Here is an 18,015-nt window from a genome sequence, read left to right on the forward strand (position 1 = left end):
AATAAATTAAAAGAAAGTATCATAGTCAAATGACAGTTCATGCTTTGTTAGATAAGAAGCGATAGCACCATACTTTTCAGTTGAGGCTCCAGCATAACGATTAGCGAATGTCAGAAGAGGTACGGCATACTGCTCACAAAAATCGATTAGTTTTCCAACTGTTATCTGTTGGTTAAGAAAAATGCTTAAGACAGCGCCAATAAAGGCATCACCCGCTCCAGTAGTATCAATCGTGTGGACCATGTCAGCTGGCACTCTGACATGTAGCTTTCTAGTAAAAAGACTTGCACCCTCTACTCCACGAGTAATTATCAGGACTTGTACTTTTCCTTGAAATAATGTGTGAACTGCTTTTTCTTCGTCCGTAATCGCTGTTAAAAACAAAAGCTCCTCTTCGGATAGCTTTACAATATGAGCTTTTGGGATAAATTCCAAAATGGTTTGACGACATGCCTTGTCATCATGCCATAATGGTAAACGGACATTGGGATCAAATGACACAAGACATTCTGCTTGATGTGCCTGCTCTATTAAGGTTATGTGTGCCTCTTTCATAGGGCTTTCCACTAAATTAATTGAACAAAAATGAAGAATATCCTTTGCTGTTAATAGATTAGCTGGAAGCTGCTCTTTACTGTAAAGCAAATCTGCTGCATGATGTCGATAAAATAAAAAATCGCGGCTTCCATCTTTCGCCAGTGATACAAAGGCTAGACTTGTTTCACCCTCATTAGTTTGCATAATGTAGTTTGTATCGACACCAGCCTGTTTTAACGTGTCCACAAGAAAATCTCCAAAGGTATCTTGGCCGACTTGCGTGAGGAGGGCGGTCTCTTGTCCCAGTTTTGCACAAACAGCTGCAACATTGGCAGGAGCACCACCTGCATTTTTAGCAAAGTGCTCAACTTCAGCATGGAAATTAAAGTGTTCAGTAGGTGTAAAATCTATTAATAATTCACCAATCGTATAAAGCTTACTCATGAAAAACCTCCTCTATTTGGTTTAAGTCGAAGTATGAGACACACGTTTTTTCTTTGGTACGTAGATGGTATAAAAAATACCCCCGAAAATTAATAATATCCCCATTGTTTGCATAAGGCTTGGCATAAAATCAAGCAACAACATATCGAGCAAGATGGCCACTACTGGGTCTACAAATACTAAAACAGAAACTAGAATTGTAGAGAGACTACGAATGCTATCAAAGAATAAATAGTAAACAAAGCCTGTGTGAATAAAGCCTGTCCCTAAAATATATAGCCAATTGGTTGACGTTAATCCTTCAAACAGTGAAAAATCTATAAATGGTAAGAGAATGATAATTCCAACTGTTGTTTGAATATAGGTTAATGCATAGGAACTAAGCTTTGTAATCGTCTTACTTGTTAGCATTGTAAACGAGTAAAATACAGCAGACAGTAATGCCCAAATAAAGCCTGATTTCATAAACTCAGAGAGTGACAAAAAATTATTTAAGCCGATAATAAACATGCTTCCTATAAAACAAGTGACTGTTGCAAGGAGTGCCTGGATTGTCATTTTTTCTTTTAAAAATAATGCGCCAAAAATTAAAACAAAAATGGGTGCTAAATTATAGATAGAAATCGCAATGGAAATCGACATTTCCTCAAAGGCCTTAAACAAAAATACCCAATTTAAGACGATAAAGACGCCACAAATAAGTGTTCGTACTATTTCATTTTTATCCCATACCTCTGTTTTATGTCCACCAGTGATGAGCCATAGTCCTCCTAGAAAGAGGGTAGCGCAAATACATCTGATAAATACTAGCTCGGTCGCAGGCACGCCAGTATGAACAGTAAAAAATCCGATTGAGCCAAAGAGTGCCATTGAAACAGTTAATTTTATTATCGCAGAAATGTTCATACATAACCTTCTTTCTAAATTTTTATAAATGATGTTGTTAACTTTTGATGAAGATGGGCAGGATTACATTTTTCCACTTAATTTGAAAGTCGATTCTTAGGAACCAGAATGAATCGCTCAGGTAACAAAGAGAATTGCTCGGCCAAGGAGAGAATCCGCTCAGGTATTAGCACAAATCGCTCAGCTAAGAGAAGACTTCGCTCAGGTAGCAAAGAGAATCGCTCGGTCAAGGGGAAAATCCGCTCATTTACCAGTTCGAACCGCTCAGCCAAGTGAAGACTTCGCTCAGGTAACGAAGAGAATTGCTCGACCAAGGGGAAAATCCGCTCAGGTACCAGTTCGAACCGCTCAGCCAAGTGAAAACTTCGCTCAGGTAGCAGAGAGAATCGCTCAGCTAAGAGAAGACTCCGCTCATGTACCAGTGCAAGACGCTTAGCTAAGGAAAAACTTCGCTTAGGTAGTAATACATATTGCTTTGCTAAGGAGAAAGACTCCACACAGTTAGCAGTATGAATCGTAAATATAAAGAAAGCCAACAACGTATGTCAACTGCTGGCTTTCCATTAAGTTCTACCTTTATTCGCGGATTTGCCCATTACCGTGAATGAAATATTTTGTAGAGGTAAGGGCTGGTAACCCCATAGGGCCTCGCGCGTGTAATTTTTGCGTACTAATTCCGATTTCAGCGCCGTAGCCGAACTCAAAGCCGTCTGTGAAACGAGTAGAGGCATTGTGATAGACAGCTGCCGCGTCAACGCTATTTAAGAACGTATCTGCCACTAGTTGATCTTCTGTAATGATTGCCTCAGAGTGATTAGTACCATATTTATTAATGTGCTCAATTGCCTCGTACACATTTTCTACCAGTTTTACACTTATCTTCAAATCTAAATATTCAGTTGCGTAATCCTCTTCCGATGCTGGAAGAGCGAAATCTAGCGCTTGACAAACGAATTCATCGCCGATAATTGTGACACCTGCCTCATGCAAAGCGCTTAGGAGTTGTGGCCCATATTCCTTAAACCAATCTGGATGAATAAGTAAGCTTTCTGCTGCATTACATACGGATGGCCGCTGTATTTTTGCATTCAAACAAATTTTTTCCGCTTTTATGTAATCGGCTGTTTGATCTACATAAATATGACAATTACCAGCACCTGTTTCAAGGACAGGTACAGTGGCCTCTCTTACTACTAAATCAATGAGTGCCTTTCCACCACGAGGAATCAAGACATCTAAGTATTCTTTTAGATGGAATAATTCTTTTGCCGTTTCTCGATTTGTATCCTCAATCAATTGTACTGCATCAACAGGAATTGATGTTTTTTCAAGAGCACGATGAATACTTGTCACTATTGCAACATTTGAAAATTTAGCTGAGGAGCTTCCACGTAAAATTACAGCATTGCCAGTTTTCAAAGATAATGTTGCCGCATCAACAGTTACATTAGGACGGGCTTCGTAAATCATTCCAATAACGCCAATCGGCACCATACGTTTTTCAATTAGCAGCCCATTATCCTTTTCTATTCTTTCTAGTAAATTACCTACTGGATCATCTAATTCTACGAGTAGATGGATGGCATTTGCCATTGCTTCTATACGTTCCTTGTTAAGCATAATACGGTCCAGTGTAGATGCAGGCATTCCTTGTTCCTCACCATGAGCTAAATCCTTTGTATTTTCAGCGATAATAGTGTCCTGATCCACAATTAATTGTTCTGCAATTTTTGTAAGAGCACCGTTTTTTTCACAAGTAGTTTTAATATTTAACACATAGCTTGCGGCTTTTGCCAGTTTTCCTTTTAATTGAACTTCACTAGTCATGTAAATGCCTCCTTAATTTGTTTGAATTTTAAGCCATTTATCTCGATGAATAACCTCAATAGGGTAGTTTGTTAGCTCAGCAGTGCGTTTTCCCCTCGCATGTGCTAACTCAAGGGAAGAGTATAATACCTCACCACGACCAAGTAATCCCTTTTCGCTATAAACCTCTACAACATCGCCTTTCTCGAAATCACCTTCTACATAACTGACACCAGCAGGCAGTAAGCTTTTTCCATTAGCTAATAACGCATGCTCTGCACCACTATCTATAAAAATTTTACCAGATACTTCCGTGAGTGCAATCCACTGTTTGTTATTTGTTAGGACCGCGAGTGCATCATGCTCTACATATGTGCCATCTCCATGTCCTTCCAAAATGTCGACAAGCTTATTCGCACCATGTCCAGTTCCAATAAATACCTTGACACCGGCATTTAAGGCGGATCTAGCTGCAAGCAGCTTAGATTCCATGCCGCCTGTACCAACCTTAGAGCCTGATCCATCTGCAAAGCCCAGCATTTCATCGGATACCTCTGTTAAGCGATCAATGCGTTTGGCTTGAGGGTTTTTAATAGGATTGGCGTTATATAGTCCGTTGATATCTGTTAATATGATGAGTTGATCGGCATGAACCAGGCCACTGACAAGGGCTGATAGCATGTCGTTATCACCAAAGGTTAATTCACTGACAGAGACTGTATCATTTTCGTTAATGATAGGCAGTATAGAGCGCTCAAGTAATTCTTCAAATGTGGCACAAGCATTTTTATAACGTTCTTTTTTTGAAAAATCAGTACGTGTCAATAAAATTTGGGCCGGCACAATATCATAGATGCCAAATAAAGCATTGTAGGTTTGAATGAGTAAGCTTTGCCCAACTGCAGCAGCAGCCTGCTTTCCTTTTACTGTTACAGGACGTGAAGGATAGCCTAGCTGTTTAAAACCTGCTGCCACTGCGCCTGAAGATACAAGTAATACTTCATGACCATATTTTTTTAACTCAGCAATTGCTTGAACATGATCCATTAAACGTATTTTATCAATTTCACCTTTTGCGTTGGTTAAAGAGCTGCTTCCAATTTTGACGACAATTCTTTTTCTTTCCACGTCTTTTCCTCCTTCGTTATTCCTTTAAATTAATCTTTTACTAGACATAAAGTTTATGTCACTCTGACCTTCACAATAAAAAAAGCCTTTCATCCTAGAAACTAGGACGAAAAGGCTGCTTTCCGTGGTACCACCTACATTGAACATCATTGACATTCCACTTTACTCATAACGCTTGAGACTGCGCCTAGTTTGGCTAGGACGATTCACGAAGGAGGTTCATTAGTCTTTCTTGTGCATGCCTTTCAGCCTATGGACATTGCTCTCTAATCAAGTAGTTGCTAAGTACTGGTCTTCGTGCGTTTTAGTATATTAATATGCTTGATATGTAGTTCAGTTTTTTGTAATTGTCTAAAGAATGCACTACTTCTTTGTCACTGTCAAGCTGAATAGGAAAGTTAATAGAAAGTTTTGAATAAATGAGAAGGGAATGGTGAGAAACGAGGATTAAACATAGCTATCTACAATTACTTTAACCACCAAACGGCGATTAGTAGTGGGAGCATGGCTATAACGATTACAAAAAAGCTCCATAGTATCTGTTTCCCCGAAGACATATTTTTAGGTTTAAAGCTCATTTGTTCATAAAGCTGGTTGATGGCACGCTGCTCCTTCGTATAGAGCAATGCTTGAAATTCCTCATAATCTTGGATATAGCTTGAGGGGGCTCGAGGACTGAAGCGTAAATTGCGAATATCGTCCGTAATTTCTTTTGCACCCATCCAATAGGTAATTACAGGTGCTAAGCCTGTATTTTGTGTAGCACGTACTTCAATGTCATGTGTTTTCATTTTATAATAGACGCTTCCATGCTCGTCTTCATATTGCTCCACAATATCACTTACTGCCATCTACAAACACCTCTTCCTTTAAAACAATGCACCTTGTTTCAATATAGTTATGTTCATTATAAGATATTGAAGAAGAAAAGTATTGCATTAACGAGCATTATTGAGTGAATAATTTTTTTCTTCCAAAATTCATGATAAAGTCATAAACTAACATCAGATGATATCATTGTCATGTAGTATAATGAACAATAAAACCATATTGGGAATGATTGAAAGTATGGAGAGAAGGGGAAGTATTATTGGAGCTATCAACATTATTAGCTTTTTTAGGAGCAGCAATTATATTAACATTGATGCCAGGGCCAGATAACTTATTTGTTTTAGCACAAAGCATTGCACAGGACAAAAAGGCAGGCATTGCTACTTCGTTTGGTTTATGTACAGGTTTGCTTGTGCATATTGGCGCTGCTGTACTTGGTATTTCAGCAATTATTTATCAATCGACTGTTATTTTCTCTATTGTGAAATTTGCGGGTGCGGCATATTTACTATATTTAGCGTGGCAATCATTTCGAGCGAAGGGCGATCCATTCACATTGAATCAGCAAAATGCCCAGGCCTATGTAGCATTATATAGAAAAGGAATTTTAATGAATATATTAAATCCAAAGGTTTCCTTATTTTTCTTAGCACTATTGCCACAGTTTGTAAATCCATCCAATGGTCATGTGGCTTTACAGATGCTTATTTTGGGTATTATCTTTTTAATTCAAGCACTTTTCCTATTTTCAGTAATTAGTATTTTTGCTGGTAAAGTCAGAAAAGTGATTATTGGAAAGCCTGCAATTGCGAAACGATTAAATATGGTGCAAGGTGTGATTCTTAGCTTTATTGGGATAAAAATTGCACTGAGTAAACAGTAGAAGGGGGAATTGATCATGGCAATTTTACATATCACCTTTAGCTTATCTACACAAGGTTCCATAAAACATGCGATCCGGCAAAACCATTTACAACGTGATGAGTCGGTGATTTGTATTAATGATGTGTTCTCGATTGGTCCTCTGAATAGCCTAGAAGAACGAAAAAATTGGCTTAAAACCTATTTTTTTAGGGATCATGAAGAGTTTGAATTGTTTGAGGATTTTCATCAAGATTGGATGAAAAAAATAGATAGATTACCATGTGATGTAGATGTCTGGGTTTGGTATAGTCAAAATACCCACGAAGAGATTGGCTTACGCTATGTTATGAGTGAGTTTATCAACAAGTGTAGTATGGTCTATGGAATAGATGCCACAGAAGGCTTGAAACGTATCCAGCCCAACATGATGATACGTCATACAGGGGAGCTTTCATCGGAAATGTTTATGAAGCTTCGCCCAGAGGCAAAACGTTTTTCTATTAATGAATGTCAGCGACTTGCAAATGAATGGGAGGACCTGAAACACCATCCAAGTACATTACGTATGTGGAAAGATGGTATTGTGCATGTAGAGGAAGATGCATTAGATGCGATTATAATAGAGTGTGCAAAAAGAGTACATGTCCACCAAAACGAAGAATGGTTGCTACCAGTTCGCATCATTGGTGAAACATTTGGTGCAATGGAGGATTATTTACATGAAGAATTTATCGAAAATCGCTTGATAGCTCTAGCAAAGCAAGGACTTTTTGAGGTTGATGGTGATTTTTCAGATATTTATTCATATCGAGTAAAATATATTGGAAAGTAAATAAAAAGCGGCGGGTTGACTTTACAACCTGTCGCTTATTTTTATCTTTTCTCATAAAAATCAAAAACAAATTGTTGGAATTGCCTTGCTGAAGGTGGGAGATAGCGATTTTCAATCCATGCCATTCCGATAATACGTTCACAGACCATATCTTCCACACGAATTTTAGCTAATTTTTTAGGGTTTAAGTCTTCGTCATCAGGCAATAATGAGACGCCTAGTCCAGCACCCACAAAACCTGCAATTGTTGATACTTCATCACCTTCGTAAGTAATTTTTGGTTTAATTCCAGCGGCATTTAACAAACGATCTGCCGTTCTACGTAATGCATATCCCTTTTTCATAAGAACAAAGTTTTCTTGTTCCAACTCTTTCATTTTGATGCTTTTGCGATGAGCAAACGGATGATCAACTGGCACCATGATAAAAAGCTCATCACGCCACAGCTCCCTCCAGCAAACAGGAGGTTCTGTATCAATTGCTGCTAGTAAGCATATGTCTAGTTCTCCTGCTAGTAATTGCTTAAGCTGTGAGTGTGAGTAATTTTGAGTAAAGTGAAAGCGGATATGGGGGTGCTGTTGACGAAAAGCACGGATTAAATCTGGTACAATGCTAGTTCCAAGAGTATGTAGAAAACCAAGTGACACATCACCAAGCTCAGGGTTATTGAGCTCCTGTAATTCTAAAACTGCTTTTTCATATTCCTTGCGCATGCGTTGAACACGGTATAAAAAAAGTTCCCCATATCGGTTGAGCATAATGGAACGCCCCTGACGGTCAAATAAAGGAACTCCTAATTCTTCTTCAAGCTTTGAAATTGAACGGCTTAATGCTGGTTGGGAAATCGCTAATGCTTCCGCAGCACGTGTCATATGCTCAAGTTTTGCAACTGTTGCAAAATATTCTAATTGTTGCCACTCCATTTCCTCAACACCTCTATTCCCGTATTTTTTGAGCTAACTGCATTATAACGAGAAAAGAGTAGGAAGTATAGGTAACATAAAAAATTTTAAAAAGAATTCGTACTGAAAATAAACGAATCCAAATTTTACACTTTTAATGTATGAAGAAAAGGCGATTTAATACGTTTTAACCTCACATCGTTAATGCGTTATATGCATCAATATGATAAAAACTATAAATTGTACATTATGAATAAAGGGTGTTAAGATAGACACATAAAATACACAATTACGAATTTCCGTGAAGGGGATATTATAAAATGAAGTTTATAAAGCCACAACCTCTAACAATCGAGGGAGGCAAAAAAGCCGTACTATTATTGCATGGATTTACAGGTAGCACAAAAGATGTGAAAAAGCTAGGAGAATTTTTATCCAAACGTGGTTATACCGTTCATGCACCAATATATAGTGGGCATGGTGTAGAGCCAGAAGCATTACTAGAAACAAAACCAGAGGATTGGTGGAACGATGTTGTGGAAGGTTATAACTTCCTGCAAAGTAAAGGCTATGAAGAAATTGCTGTAGTAGGAATTTCACTTGGTGGCGTATTCTCGTTAAAAGTAGCCGAGAAGTTTCCAGTAAAAGCATGTGTTGCTATGTGTGCACCAATTACACGTGATAACTCAAAAGGTTTATTTACTCGTTTATACCATTATGCTCGTTTATATAAACACTTTGAAAATAAATCAAAGGATCAAATTATTTCAGAATTACATGAACTGCGTATTACACCTAAAGATTCATTAGATGGTGTGACACGTTTAACTACTGAAACACGAGAAGAATTATCGACAATTCAGGCACCAACATTAGTCATGCAAGGATCTTTAGATGATGATCTATATCAAGAGAGTGCACCTTTTATATTAAATACAGTAAAAACAGATGATAAAGAGATTATCTGGTATGAAAATTCTGGTCATATTATTACGCTAGATAAAGAACGTGATAAAGTGTATGAGGATGTATATAAATTTTTAGATCATGTAGAATGGTCTGTAGCAAACTAAGAGCTGTCTGTGAACAGCTCTTTTCTTATGCAATATAAATGGAATAATAATGCATTACAATTGTACTTTTACGAGTAGTTTTCACCTTGTCGTAAGCTCCCATGTGCCCGTTTATGCAGGATGAATAAGAATAAACGAAAAAACTATTGTTTTTATAATAAATGCCTGATACTATGATTGAATTGTAGTGAAAAATCATTCGATTAAAATAATTTGCTATCGTCAATTACATCTAAGGAGTACATCAAAAATGCAACAGAAAATACCTTTCTCAACCTATGCAGTCATCGGTACAATGCTTTTCGGACTGTATTTTGGAGCAGGGAATCTTATTTTTCCAATCCAGCTTGGTCAATTAGCAGGCACTAATTTTTGGTTTGGATTAATAGGCTTTTTAGTAACAGCTATCGGTTTACCGTTTCTCGGTATACTAGCTATTGGTTTATCAGGCAGTAACGGATTACGTGATTTAGCGAGTCGTGTCCATCCTTTATTTGGGGTAATCTTTTCATTGGCGCTATATTTAACAATCGGTCCATTTTTTGCCATACCACGTACAGCAACAGTACCGTTTGTCGTTGGCTTTGAACCATATATTCAAGAGCAGCATACAGCACTGCTACTAGCATTATTTAGCTTTGTATTTTTTGCCATCGTGTATTACTTCTCATTAAATCCAGCAAAGATTATGGATTATATCGGTAAATATTTAACACCAGCTTTTTTAATTGTGTTATTTATTTTAATTATTACAAGTATTGTAAAGCCGATGGGGCATTTTCAGCAGCCAGTTGGTGACTATATAGATGCAGCATTTATGACAGGCTTTAAAGAAGGCTACAACACAATGGATGTCTTAGCGTCATTAGCTTTTGGGGTTGTTGTAATTAATGCCATCAAAAGTGCAGGAATTACGGATCGAAAGGAAATTGCGAAGGCCACGTGGACTTCAGGAATCTTTGCGATGGCATTAATGATGCTCATATACGGTCTTATCACGTATATGGGGACATCTAGTATGGAAGCGGTTGGTCCATACGAGAATGGTGGTTTAATTTTTGCAGCAGTTGCCGATCACTATTTTGGCTCATTTGGAGCTATTTTATTAGCAATCATTATTGTCCTTGCTTGCTTAAAGACTAGTATCGGCTTAATTACATCCTGTAGTGAGTTTTTTCACGAAGTTTCCCCGAAAATCAGTTATAAATGGTTTGTGTTCATACTGTGTTTAGTATCATTTACAATCGCTAACTTTGGTTTAACGAATATTATTCAATACGCAGTCCCTGTGCTGATGTTCTTATATCCACTTGCGATTGTCTTAGTTTTACTAGCACTTAGCTCTTCGTTATTTAAAAATAAGCAGACAGTCTATTTAATCGCCATGTTCTTCACTTTTTTCATTAGTCTTATCGATGGTTATCGAGCATTAGCAACAAGTATACCAGCAGTAAAACTTGGTCTATTTGAAGCAGTAGAACAGCTATATTCAGATTTTTTACCTTTTTATGATATTGGCTTGGGATGGATGTTGCCGGCTCTGCTAGGTGCCTTCATAGGCTATATATTCCCTTCAAAAAAAGTTAAAAGTATTAACTAATGTATAGTAAGACACATTTAGGATGAATTATTTATCCTAACGTGTGTCTTTTTCTTATTGGGCCCCATATAAGCAGTAATGCAAAATGTTTTTTCGATTTATTTTAATGGTAACTGTCTAAGTAGTAAAAATGAAATCTAAAAAATAAGCAGAGTTATATTTTATATAGGAAAATGATGTGCTTTTACCTTGTATAATATATCACTAAAAGGGGGGCACTATGAAAATAGATTATATTTCTGATTTGCATTTGGATTTTCATATACCATATAGTGAAGATCCTCAAATACTTTATGAAACAACAACAGCATTTTTAGCTTCCATGTTACCAGAAATCTTAGGAAATGTGCTCGTTATTGCGGGGGATTTGTCGCATTACAACCAGCAAAGCGTCAAGATGTTAACGTATTTTGCACAGCATTACCCACATGTGATATGGGTGCTTGGTAATCATGATTATTATGTTATCTCAAAGCAGGAGCATTTGTATGGGCAAAGTAGTCAAAAACGTGTAGACGAACTAAAACATTTATTAAAACATGAGCAATATATTCATCTATTAGAACGTTACAATACGATTGCAATAGAAGGGAAAATATTTGCTGGTGCAACTAATTGGTATGCATTGGAGGACTATGCTGAGATTCAATTTTTCAAAAGGCGCATGAATGATTCAGAACTTATACAGGATTTTGATATTCGACTGGAGCATTTAGCAGAGAAAAAAGGTTTTAGGCAAATGAAGCATATTGATTTGTGTATTACACATGTGCCACCCATTTTTATTAAAAGCCATGGCATTTATGGACATGCATATTGCTATGTTCATCCTTTCAATTTGCAAGCAACTTACTATATTTTCGGGCATTGTCACGAGCAAAGCGTTTATGAACGTGCTGAATGGAAATTTTATATTAACGCAGTCGGTTATCCTACAGAGCATTTGCCTGCAAAAATTCGTAGCTTTACGATAGACGTATGAACATATTCGTTTATTCATCATACCAAAAGGACACAACTCAACCTATTTTGGATTGAGTTGTGTCTTTCTAAATTTTTTTAATAAGCTGTCCAGCCACCATCAACAGCGATGACTTGTCCGTTAACAAAGCTCGCCTCATCAGAACCAAGGAAAATAGCAAGCTGTGCAATTTCCTCTGGTTGTCCAGCCCGTGGATTAATGGCCAAACCAAGTCCTTGGCGAGCAGCACCAACCTCACTCATATTTGTCATAGTAGTGGCAATATTGGTCATTACCGCGCCTGGTGCAATACCGTTACAGCGAATGTTTTTATCTGCATACATAAACGCTGTATTTTTTGTTAATCCAACGACAGCATGTTTAGATGCAGTATAAGCAGCACCTGCACGAGCCCCGTAGAGACCGCCAGCAGAAATATTGTTGACAAATACACCATGTCCCTGTGCTAAGAAAATCTCTGTTGCCATACGCATGGAGCGCATAACGGCTGTAGTGTTCACAGCAAATACTTTATCCCAGCGTTCATCAGATATTTCACCCACAGGCTCCATACCATCCATAATACCAGCATTATTTACTAAAATATCTAATTGTCCATAAGCCTTTTTTGTTTCATCAAATAAACGTTTTAAGTCATCTGTTGATGCAACATTTGTTTGTACCGCAATTGCAGATCCACCAGCTGCTTGAATACCATCAACTACTGCTTGTGCACCCTCTAAATTTAAGTCAGAAACAACAACTTTTGCGCCTTCTTTAGCATAACCCTCTGCAATTGCTTTCCCCATACCTGATGCGGCACCTGTTACGATAGCTACTTTACCTTCTAATCTCATCTTAAGGACCTCCTATATATGTGGTTTTTTAGAGAATGCTCAAGCATTTATGAACTTTTCTCTAATATATAAAGTTAGATATTGAACATGTGTTTATTAAAATAATATAATATTTTTGTAAGCGATTTCAATAAGCAAAATCGAAAGAACTGTCTAGTAATGAACACATATAAAAAAAATGTTGAATAAGGGGGAGAAAATTTGAAGGTGAATGATTTAAGAGTTATCAAAACAAAGCAAGCGCTGCACAATGCCTTAATGACTTTATTGAGTGAAAAACCACTCGAAAACATTTCAATTGCTGAACTTTGCCGAGTTGCAAACGTGAATAGGGGAACCTTTTATTTGCATTATGAACAGAAGGAAGGATTATTTGAGGAATATTTTCAGGAAATTATGGAGGATTTATATAAGTCCTATGAGGAGCCATACCGTGCAGTTACGACATTAGATAAGAATCAATTAGACCCAAATACCATACGAATTTTTCATCATATTGAGCGCTTTAAAATTTTTTACCGCATAGTTTTTTCAAAAAATGTACCATTAACCTACTATTACATGCTGTTTGATGGAATTTATTCTCTTTTAAAGAGGGACATTACAGCTCAGCATAAGTTACCAGACGAAATAGCTATTGAGTATTACAGTGCATATCAGGCAAATGCAATCATAGGTCTTATTATTCAATGGTATCGTCAGGATTTTACAGATAGTGTCAACACATTAAATAAACAACTAGCAGTTATTTTACGATTTGGCCATTAAGAAATATCACTATGCTCAGCCTGTTGTCCCTGTTAGACGGCAGGCGTTTTAGTTTGAGAGTTTTTTGAGATAATGTCCTTCTATAATAAATCATGATAGCCTCTAGCGTATGTCATGGGGAGCTTTTTGAGAGAACTCGAAAAAATCCAGACGTAATTTCGCTGGGGCGTAAATGAAAAAGAAGGGAGTAGAAATAGGAGAGCCATGGATCAATACCTAAAGAGGATACTTATTTGGAGTGTAGTTGTGTTACTGTCTTCATTAACAATGTTCTCAAGTCATGTACTAGCTGCCAATGAATGGATTCAGCTTGGAAAAGAAGGAGGCGAACTAGGGGAATTTGGTTATCCTAATAGCGTTACAGCAGATTCACAGGGGAATATTTATGTTGCTGATTCTTATAATAATCGTATACAAAAGCTAGATATTGCATCAGGTGTATGGAGTTATTGGGGTAAGAGTGATGGTAAAGAGGGGAGTGCTCTCGGGGAATTTAATTATCCGGCTGATGTAGCTGTTGATAGTCAAGGAAATATTTATGTGGCAGATAAATTAAATCATCGCATTCAAAAGCTAGATGTAGTGACAGGCGTATGGAGTAAATGGGGGAAAGAATATCAAGGCCCAAACGTATTGGATAATGCCTCAGGAATCAATCCAGGTGAATTTCATAATCCTAGTGGTGTTACAGTAGATCGTCAAGGTAATGTTTATGTAGCTGATACAACAAATCAACGTATTCAAAAATTTGATTTACTTACGGGTCAATGGACAGTATGGGGGAAGGTCAATGCTAAAAACCTCCCTTTAACTGGAAGTAATTTAGGTGAATTTAATCAGCCTGCTGGAATAGCAGTTGATCACGAGGGAAATATTTATGTGGCAGATACTGAAAATCACCGTATTCAAAAAGTAAAGATTATAAAAAATAGTAGTGAAAATGGAGCAGGATTCGATACATATGAATGGAGTGAATGGAAAAAAACAAGCGGAGGTTCGAGTGACGAACTAGGGGAATTTAGTGAACCATTTAATCTGGAGGTTGATGACCAAGGAAATGTATATGTAGCAGACAGTAACAATAACCGTATTCAAAAACTAGCTATCTCAACGAATGAATGGAGTATGTGGGGGAAAGCGGATGGTAGTGAAGGAAGTGAGCTAGGAGAGTTTAGCTACCCAACAGGAGTTACAATTGATAGCATGGGAAATGTCTATGTTGCTGATTTTGGGAATAGTAGAATTCAAAAATTTACAGCTCTTTTTTTCACGGTCAAATTCGATTCACAGGGTGGCAGCCAAGTAGTAGATTATGAGAATGTCCCAAATAACACAAAGATTTATAGACCTAGTTCTCCAACAAGGCATGGTTATATTTTCGATGGTTGGTATAAGGATAGTTTATTGCAGGAAGCTTGGAATTTTAATACAGATATAGTTACTGAAAATCGAACGTTATATGCAAAATGGATAGAAGAGCCAACTTTCTCTATTGAATCTATTAATAATCAAATATTAAGTGAGCTGTTATCTGATTATAGAAGTGGTACGCAGGAGGTAAAAACTATCTCCATTAGACGTTCTGGTACAGCAGATTTAGAAAATATAAGCGTAGTGCTTAGTGGAACAAATGCGGATAGCTTTGAATTAACTCAACCCCTGTTAACAAAACTAGATAAGGATCATCCCGCTACAACATTTTCAATTAAGGCAAAGAATGGATTATCCGTAGGCAATTATTATGCATCAATTACAATCAAGTCGAAGAATATGGTGGATATGACATTTAATATAGCACAAGTAGTGAAGGCTCCATCTAATCCATCTTCAGGGTACTATCCATCATTACCTATAGAACCTCCAATGACCTCAGTAAAAAAGGAAATCATTATAGATGTACTGGCAAAAGAGGGGAAAAGGATATCTAATACTGTCATGTCCAGAACTACCGAATCTAATGGTCAAGTGAAGGATAAAATAACGATTACACCAGAAAGTGCTAAAGAAGTATCAGGAAAAGTAACTGAGATGCCAAATAACTTTGCCTATATTATTATACCCGATGAAAAAGATGAGGTTGCTGAAACAATGATTGAAATTCCAAGCTTATCACTTGCTTCATTAAATACAGGTATTTCAATCCGTACAGTAAATGGGACAATAATGATACCACATGCATCGTTAAGTTCTGTTACAGATAATTTATACTTCCGTTTGGTGCCTGTAAAAACTGCTAGTGAAAAAAGTGATATTGAAAATCGTATGAAGCAGGAAGAAAAGATTAGACAAATAGTTGCAGGAAAAAATACAACTGTTGAGGTGCTAGGACGCCCGCTTACCATTGAAACCAATATGCAAAGTCGTCCTGTTACACTTGTACTCCCACTACCAGCTAATCTAACACAAGCACAAATAGAGCATTTAGCTATTTTTATTGAGCATAGTAATGGTACCAAAGAGCTTGTTCATGGTCGAATCACACAATTTGATGAAACATTTAAAGGGATTGAATTTGATGTTAACCATTTCTCAATGTTTACCATTCTTTCTATAGAAGAACCAGGGAAAACTATTGATGTTGTCGAAGAGGATATGTCTAAAGAGGAGAAAGCTATACATTTTCCATATATACAGGGATATAGTGACGGCACTTTCCGACCTAACCTAGCAATTTCACGCCAGCAAATGGCAGCTATGTTAGCACGCCATTTAACTCAAAATGAAGTTCCTGTGGCGCATACAATCAGCTATCGAGATATTCAGCAGGTGTGGGCATATGATGAAATTGAATATGTTCGAGATTTAGGGCTAATGACAGGTACTACTGACAATACATTTACACCTAATGGGACTATTACACGTGCCCAAATGGCTGTAATTGCAATGCGTTGGATAGATAAACATTGTCTAAATAGTTTGGAACAAGCTAGCTACTGCAAGTCTATGAATAAAGCAAAAGAGTTTACTGATGTCTCAGAGAAGCATTGGGCTGCTGATTCTATTAAACGTATCTCTCAAATAGGGATTATGACTGGGATGGGAGATGGAACATTTCGTCCTGAACAAAAATTAACACGAGCACAGGCTGTTAAGGTCTTAAATCATCTCTTTGAAAGAGGACCCATTCAACTGACGGTTGAGAACAAATTTAAAGATATAACACCAGAACACTGGGCATTCTATGAAATTCAAGAAGCAGCACTGGAGCATGAAGCAAGAGATTAATATTTTAAAGGTAAAAATCCGCGAATTTTTTAAAGCGGATTTTTACCATTTTTTTATTGAACAGTAGAAGATGATATTTCCTCATTATTTTTTGCTTTCTTAAGAGCAACGGCTATAGAGGAAATGATCAATGTGACAGCAATAATGATTCCTAATGCACCACTGTTTTGCTGAAGATTTTCAGCACTTCCGCCAAAAATAATGGTGTAATAGCCATCTGCTCCATAAGTAGCTGGAAGAATGGATGCAAGCTTATTATAAAAATCAGAAAGCATGGTTTTTGGTACAAGCACACCTGATGTTACAAGCTGTAGTGAAAGGGCACAAATATTAAAAACCATACCTAAATTGCCAAAAATCATGACAAAAACTTGTGCAAGACATAGGAATGCCCAGAACATTAATGCCTGAAAGAGATAGATAGTTAGAAAGCTTTCTTCACTTGCAATAGTAAAGAGATGCATTAATCCTATTGTTAGCAGGGGTAAGACAAAAGCTACACCAATATTTAAGATTTGCCTTGCTAGGAACAGTTGCCATTTTGAAACGATAGTTTGTACTAGTTGTGCTGCCTGCTGATGCTGCATAATCATTACCATCGCCCCAACAAATGATGAGATGATGACCATTAGTGGAACAAAGTTGGCTGCAAATCCTTCTGCATTATTTGTTTTAATGATTGTGCCATTAATTGAACGATCTTTTACTTGCATAATTGTAGCTTCAACCGCAGCTGTAATTTGTAGTGCCATGTTTTGTTCTAACGGAAACTGGTTGAATTTTTGGGAAAACATTTCAATCGATTTCTCTTGTTTTAATGGAAAAATATTATGATTGATTTCCTCTGTCAGCTGTTTGGCGGTACTTTCCATCATACTTTTCACCATACTTGCACTGGCTTGATTGATTGAATAAGTAATTTCCGCTTCATTTCCCGTCTGAATTTGTGCAGTAAAGTTTTTAGGTATATGCATTATCATTTGAATATGACGTTTATTCAACGCTTCTTCAGCCTGCTTTATTGAAGTAAATTCCTCAATGACAAATGGAAGTGATGTTTTTAGTCCATTTGCTACCTCTTGGCCCATCTCATGATCCTCACTGAAAACGCCAATTTTTAGATTTTCAGCTCTCTCATTTACACCATCATAGGCAGTCATCCAAACTGAAAAAAAGATAAGTTGAAAAGCTATGGTAGCAACTATACCAATATATGTTTCTTTTATACGAAATAAAGCTTGTAAACCTTTCATTATAGACCTCCTAAATAAGTAAGTACTT

15 protein-coding genes are annotated in these 18,015 nt (G+C 37.1%); 7 read left to right on the forward strand and 8 right to left on the reverse strand.

Annotated elements, in window-relative coordinates:
• Positions 1 to 6: 6 nt before the first annotated feature.
• The 5 genes from AC1RNS_RS13515 to AC1RNS_RS13535 form a co-directional block, all read right to left on the reverse strand.
• Positions 7 to 981 carry a carbohydrate kinase family protein gene (locus tag AC1RNS_RS13515; RefSeq protein WP_492993343.1) on the reverse strand — a complete coding sequence of 325 codons (975 nt, stop codon included), beginning with the start codon at positions 979 to 981 and terminating at the stop codon, positions 7 to 9.
• Positions 982 to 1,002: 21 nt separating this feature from the next.
• Complete coding sequence (locus AC1RNS_RS13520) at positions 1,003 to 1,887, reverse strand: DMT family transporter (protein WP_492993345.1); 885 nt, start codon at positions 1,885 to 1,887, stop codon at positions 1,003 to 1,005.
• A gap of 576 nt (positions 1,888 to 2,463) precedes the next feature.
• Entirely contained in the window at positions 2,464 to 3,714 is a 1,251-nt protein-coding gene (locus AC1RNS_RS13525) for a glutamate-5-semialdehyde dehydrogenase (protein ID WP_492993347.1), read from the reverse strand.
• A gap of 12 nt (positions 3,715 to 3,726) precedes the next feature.
• Complete coding sequence (gene proB, locus AC1RNS_RS13530) at positions 3,727 to 4,821, reverse strand: glutamate 5-kinase (protein WP_492993348.1); 1,095 nt, start codon at positions 4,819 to 4,821, stop codon at positions 3,727 to 3,729.
• Between the two features lie 467 nt (positions 4,822 to 5,288).
• Positions 5,289 to 5,672: a sodium:proton antiporter gene (locus AC1RNS_RS13535; protein ID WP_492993349.1), complete on the reverse strand. Its 384-nt coding sequence runs from the start codon at positions 5,670 to 5,672 to the stop codon at positions 5,289 to 5,291.
• A 239-nt stretch (positions 5,673 to 5,911) separates the two neighbouring features.
• On the opposite strand from AC1RNS_RS13535, the gene AC1RNS_RS13540 reads away from it, so the two are divergent.
• Positions 5,912 to 6,535, forward strand: a complete 624-nt coding sequence (locus tag AC1RNS_RS13540) for a LysE family translocator (RefSeq protein WP_492993351.1) — start codon at positions 5,912 to 5,914, stop codon at positions 6,533 to 6,535.
• Positions 6,536 to 6,550: 15 nt separating this feature from the next.
• On the forward strand, positions 6,551 to 7,348 hold the full coding sequence (locus AC1RNS_RS13545; protein ID WP_492993352.1) for a DUF1835 domain-containing protein: 798 nt from the start codon (positions 6,551 to 6,553) through the stop codon (positions 7,346 to 7,348).
• Between the two features lie 41 nt (positions 7,349 to 7,389).
• On the opposite strand, the gene AC1RNS_RS13550 is transcribed toward AC1RNS_RS13545, so the two are convergent.
• Positions 7,390 to 8,271 (reverse strand): LysR family transcriptional regulator, encoded by an 882-nt coding sequence (locus tag AC1RNS_RS13550; protein ID WP_492993353.1) that lies wholly within the window; start codon positions 8,269 to 8,271, stop codon positions 7,390 to 7,392.
• Between the two features lie 299 nt (positions 8,272 to 8,570).
• On the opposite strand from AC1RNS_RS13550, the gene AC1RNS_RS13555 reads away from it, so the two are divergent.
• The 3 genes from AC1RNS_RS13555 (at position 8,571) to AC1RNS_RS13565 (ending at position 11,905) form a co-directional block, all read left to right on the forward strand.
• The gene (locus AC1RNS_RS13555; RefSeq protein ID WP_492993354.1) at positions 8,571 to 9,323 is read left to right on the forward strand and encodes an alpha/beta hydrolase; all 753 of its coding nucleotides are present in this window, start codon (positions 8,571 to 8,573) and stop codon (positions 9,321 to 9,323) included.
• 250 nt (positions 9,324 to 9,573) lie between these two features.
• Entirely contained in the window at positions 9,574 to 10,923 is a 1,350-nt protein-coding gene (brnQ, locus tag AC1RNS_RS13560; RefSeq protein ID WP_492993356.1) for a branched-chain amino acid transport system II carrier protein, read from the forward strand.
• A 220-nt stretch (positions 10,924 to 11,143) separates the two neighbouring features.
• On the forward strand, positions 11,144 to 11,905 hold the full coding sequence (locus tag AC1RNS_RS13565) for a metallophosphoesterase family protein (RefSeq protein ID WP_492993357.1): 762 nt from the start codon (positions 11,144 to 11,146) through the stop codon (positions 11,903 to 11,905).
• A gap of 77 nt (positions 11,906 to 11,982) precedes the next feature.
• Here the strand turns inward: AC1RNS_RS13565 and AC1RNS_RS13570 are convergent, their stop codons facing one another.
• Positions 11,983 to 12,741: an SDR family oxidoreductase gene (locus tag AC1RNS_RS13570; RefSeq protein WP_492993359.1), complete on the reverse strand. Its 759-nt coding sequence runs from the start codon at positions 12,739 to 12,741 to the stop codon at positions 11,983 to 11,985.
• Between the two features lie 201 nt (positions 12,742 to 12,942).
• Between AC1RNS_RS13570 and AC1RNS_RS13575 the strand changes: the two genes are divergently transcribed.
• Together AC1RNS_RS13575 and AC1RNS_RS13580 are read left to right on the forward strand one after the other, a co-directional pair.
• On the forward strand, positions 12,943 to 13,509 hold the full coding sequence (locus AC1RNS_RS13575; RefSeq protein WP_492993360.1) for a TetR/AcrR family transcriptional regulator: 567 nt from the start codon (positions 12,943 to 12,945) through the stop codon (positions 13,507 to 13,509).
• Between the two features lie 246 nt (positions 13,510 to 13,755).
• Positions 13,756 to 16,734, forward strand: a complete 2,979-nt coding sequence (locus tag AC1RNS_RS13580; protein ID WP_492993361.1) for an S-layer homology domain-containing protein — start codon at positions 13,756 to 13,758, stop codon at positions 16,732 to 16,734.
• A gap of 53 nt (positions 16,735 to 16,787) precedes the next feature.
• Here the strand turns inward: AC1RNS_RS13580 and AC1RNS_RS13585 are convergent, their stop codons facing one another.
• The gene (locus tag AC1RNS_RS13585) at positions 16,788 to 17,987 is read right to left on the reverse strand and encodes a YhgE/Pip domain-containing protein (protein WP_492993362.1); all 1,200 of its coding nucleotides are present in this window, start codon (positions 17,985 to 17,987) and stop codon (positions 16,788 to 16,790) included.
• Positions 17,988 to 18,015 lie beyond the last annotated feature (28 nt).

This window comes from Lysinibacillus sp. GW821-FHT14F06 (genome assembly GCF_058803665.1).

Bases quoted from the DNA above. Each gene is read 5' to 3' on its own strand.
- AC1RNS_RS13550 (WP_492993353.1), bottom strand. From the start codon at position 8,271: ATGGAGTGGCAACAATTAGAATATTTTGCAACAGTTGCAAAACTTGAG.
- AC1RNS_RS13520 (WP_492993345.1), bottom strand. From the start codon at position 1,887: ATGAACATTTCTGCGATAATAAAATTAACTGTTTCAATGGCACTCTTT.
- AC1RNS_RS13585 (WP_492993362.1), bottom strand. From the start codon at position 17,987: ATGAAAGGTTTACAAGCTTTATTTCGTATAAAAGAAACATATATTGGT.
- brnQ (WP_492993356.1), top strand. From the start codon at position 9,574: ATGCAACAGAAAATACCTTTCTCAACCTATGCAGTCATCGGTACAATG.
- AC1RNS_RS13525 (WP_492993347.1), bottom strand. From the start codon at position 3,714: ATGACTAGTGAAGTTCAATTAAAAGGAAAACTGGCAAAAGCCGCAAGC.
- AC1RNS_RS13570 (WP_492993359.1), bottom strand. From the start codon at position 12,741: ATGAGATTAGAAGGTAAAGTAGCTATCGTAACAGGTGCCGCATCAGGT.
- AC1RNS_RS13545 (WP_492993352.1), top strand. From the start codon at position 6,551: ATGGCAATTTTACATATCACCTTTAGCTTATCTACACAAGGTTCCATA.
- AC1RNS_RS13565 (WP_492993357.1), top strand. From the start codon at position 11,144: ATGAAAATAGATTATATTTCTGATTTGCATTTGGATTTTCATATACCA.
- AC1RNS_RS13555 (WP_492993354.1), top strand. From the start codon at position 8,571: ATGAAGTTTATAAAGCCACAACCTCTAACAATCGAGGGAGGCAAAAAA.
- AC1RNS_RS13515 (WP_492993343.1), bottom strand. From the start codon at position 981: ATGAGTAAGCTTTATACGATTGGTGAATTATTAATAGATTTTACACCT.
- AC1RNS_RS13535 (WP_492993349.1), bottom strand. From the start codon at position 5,672: ATGGCAGTAAGTGATATTGTGGAGCAATATGAAGACGAGCATGGAAGC.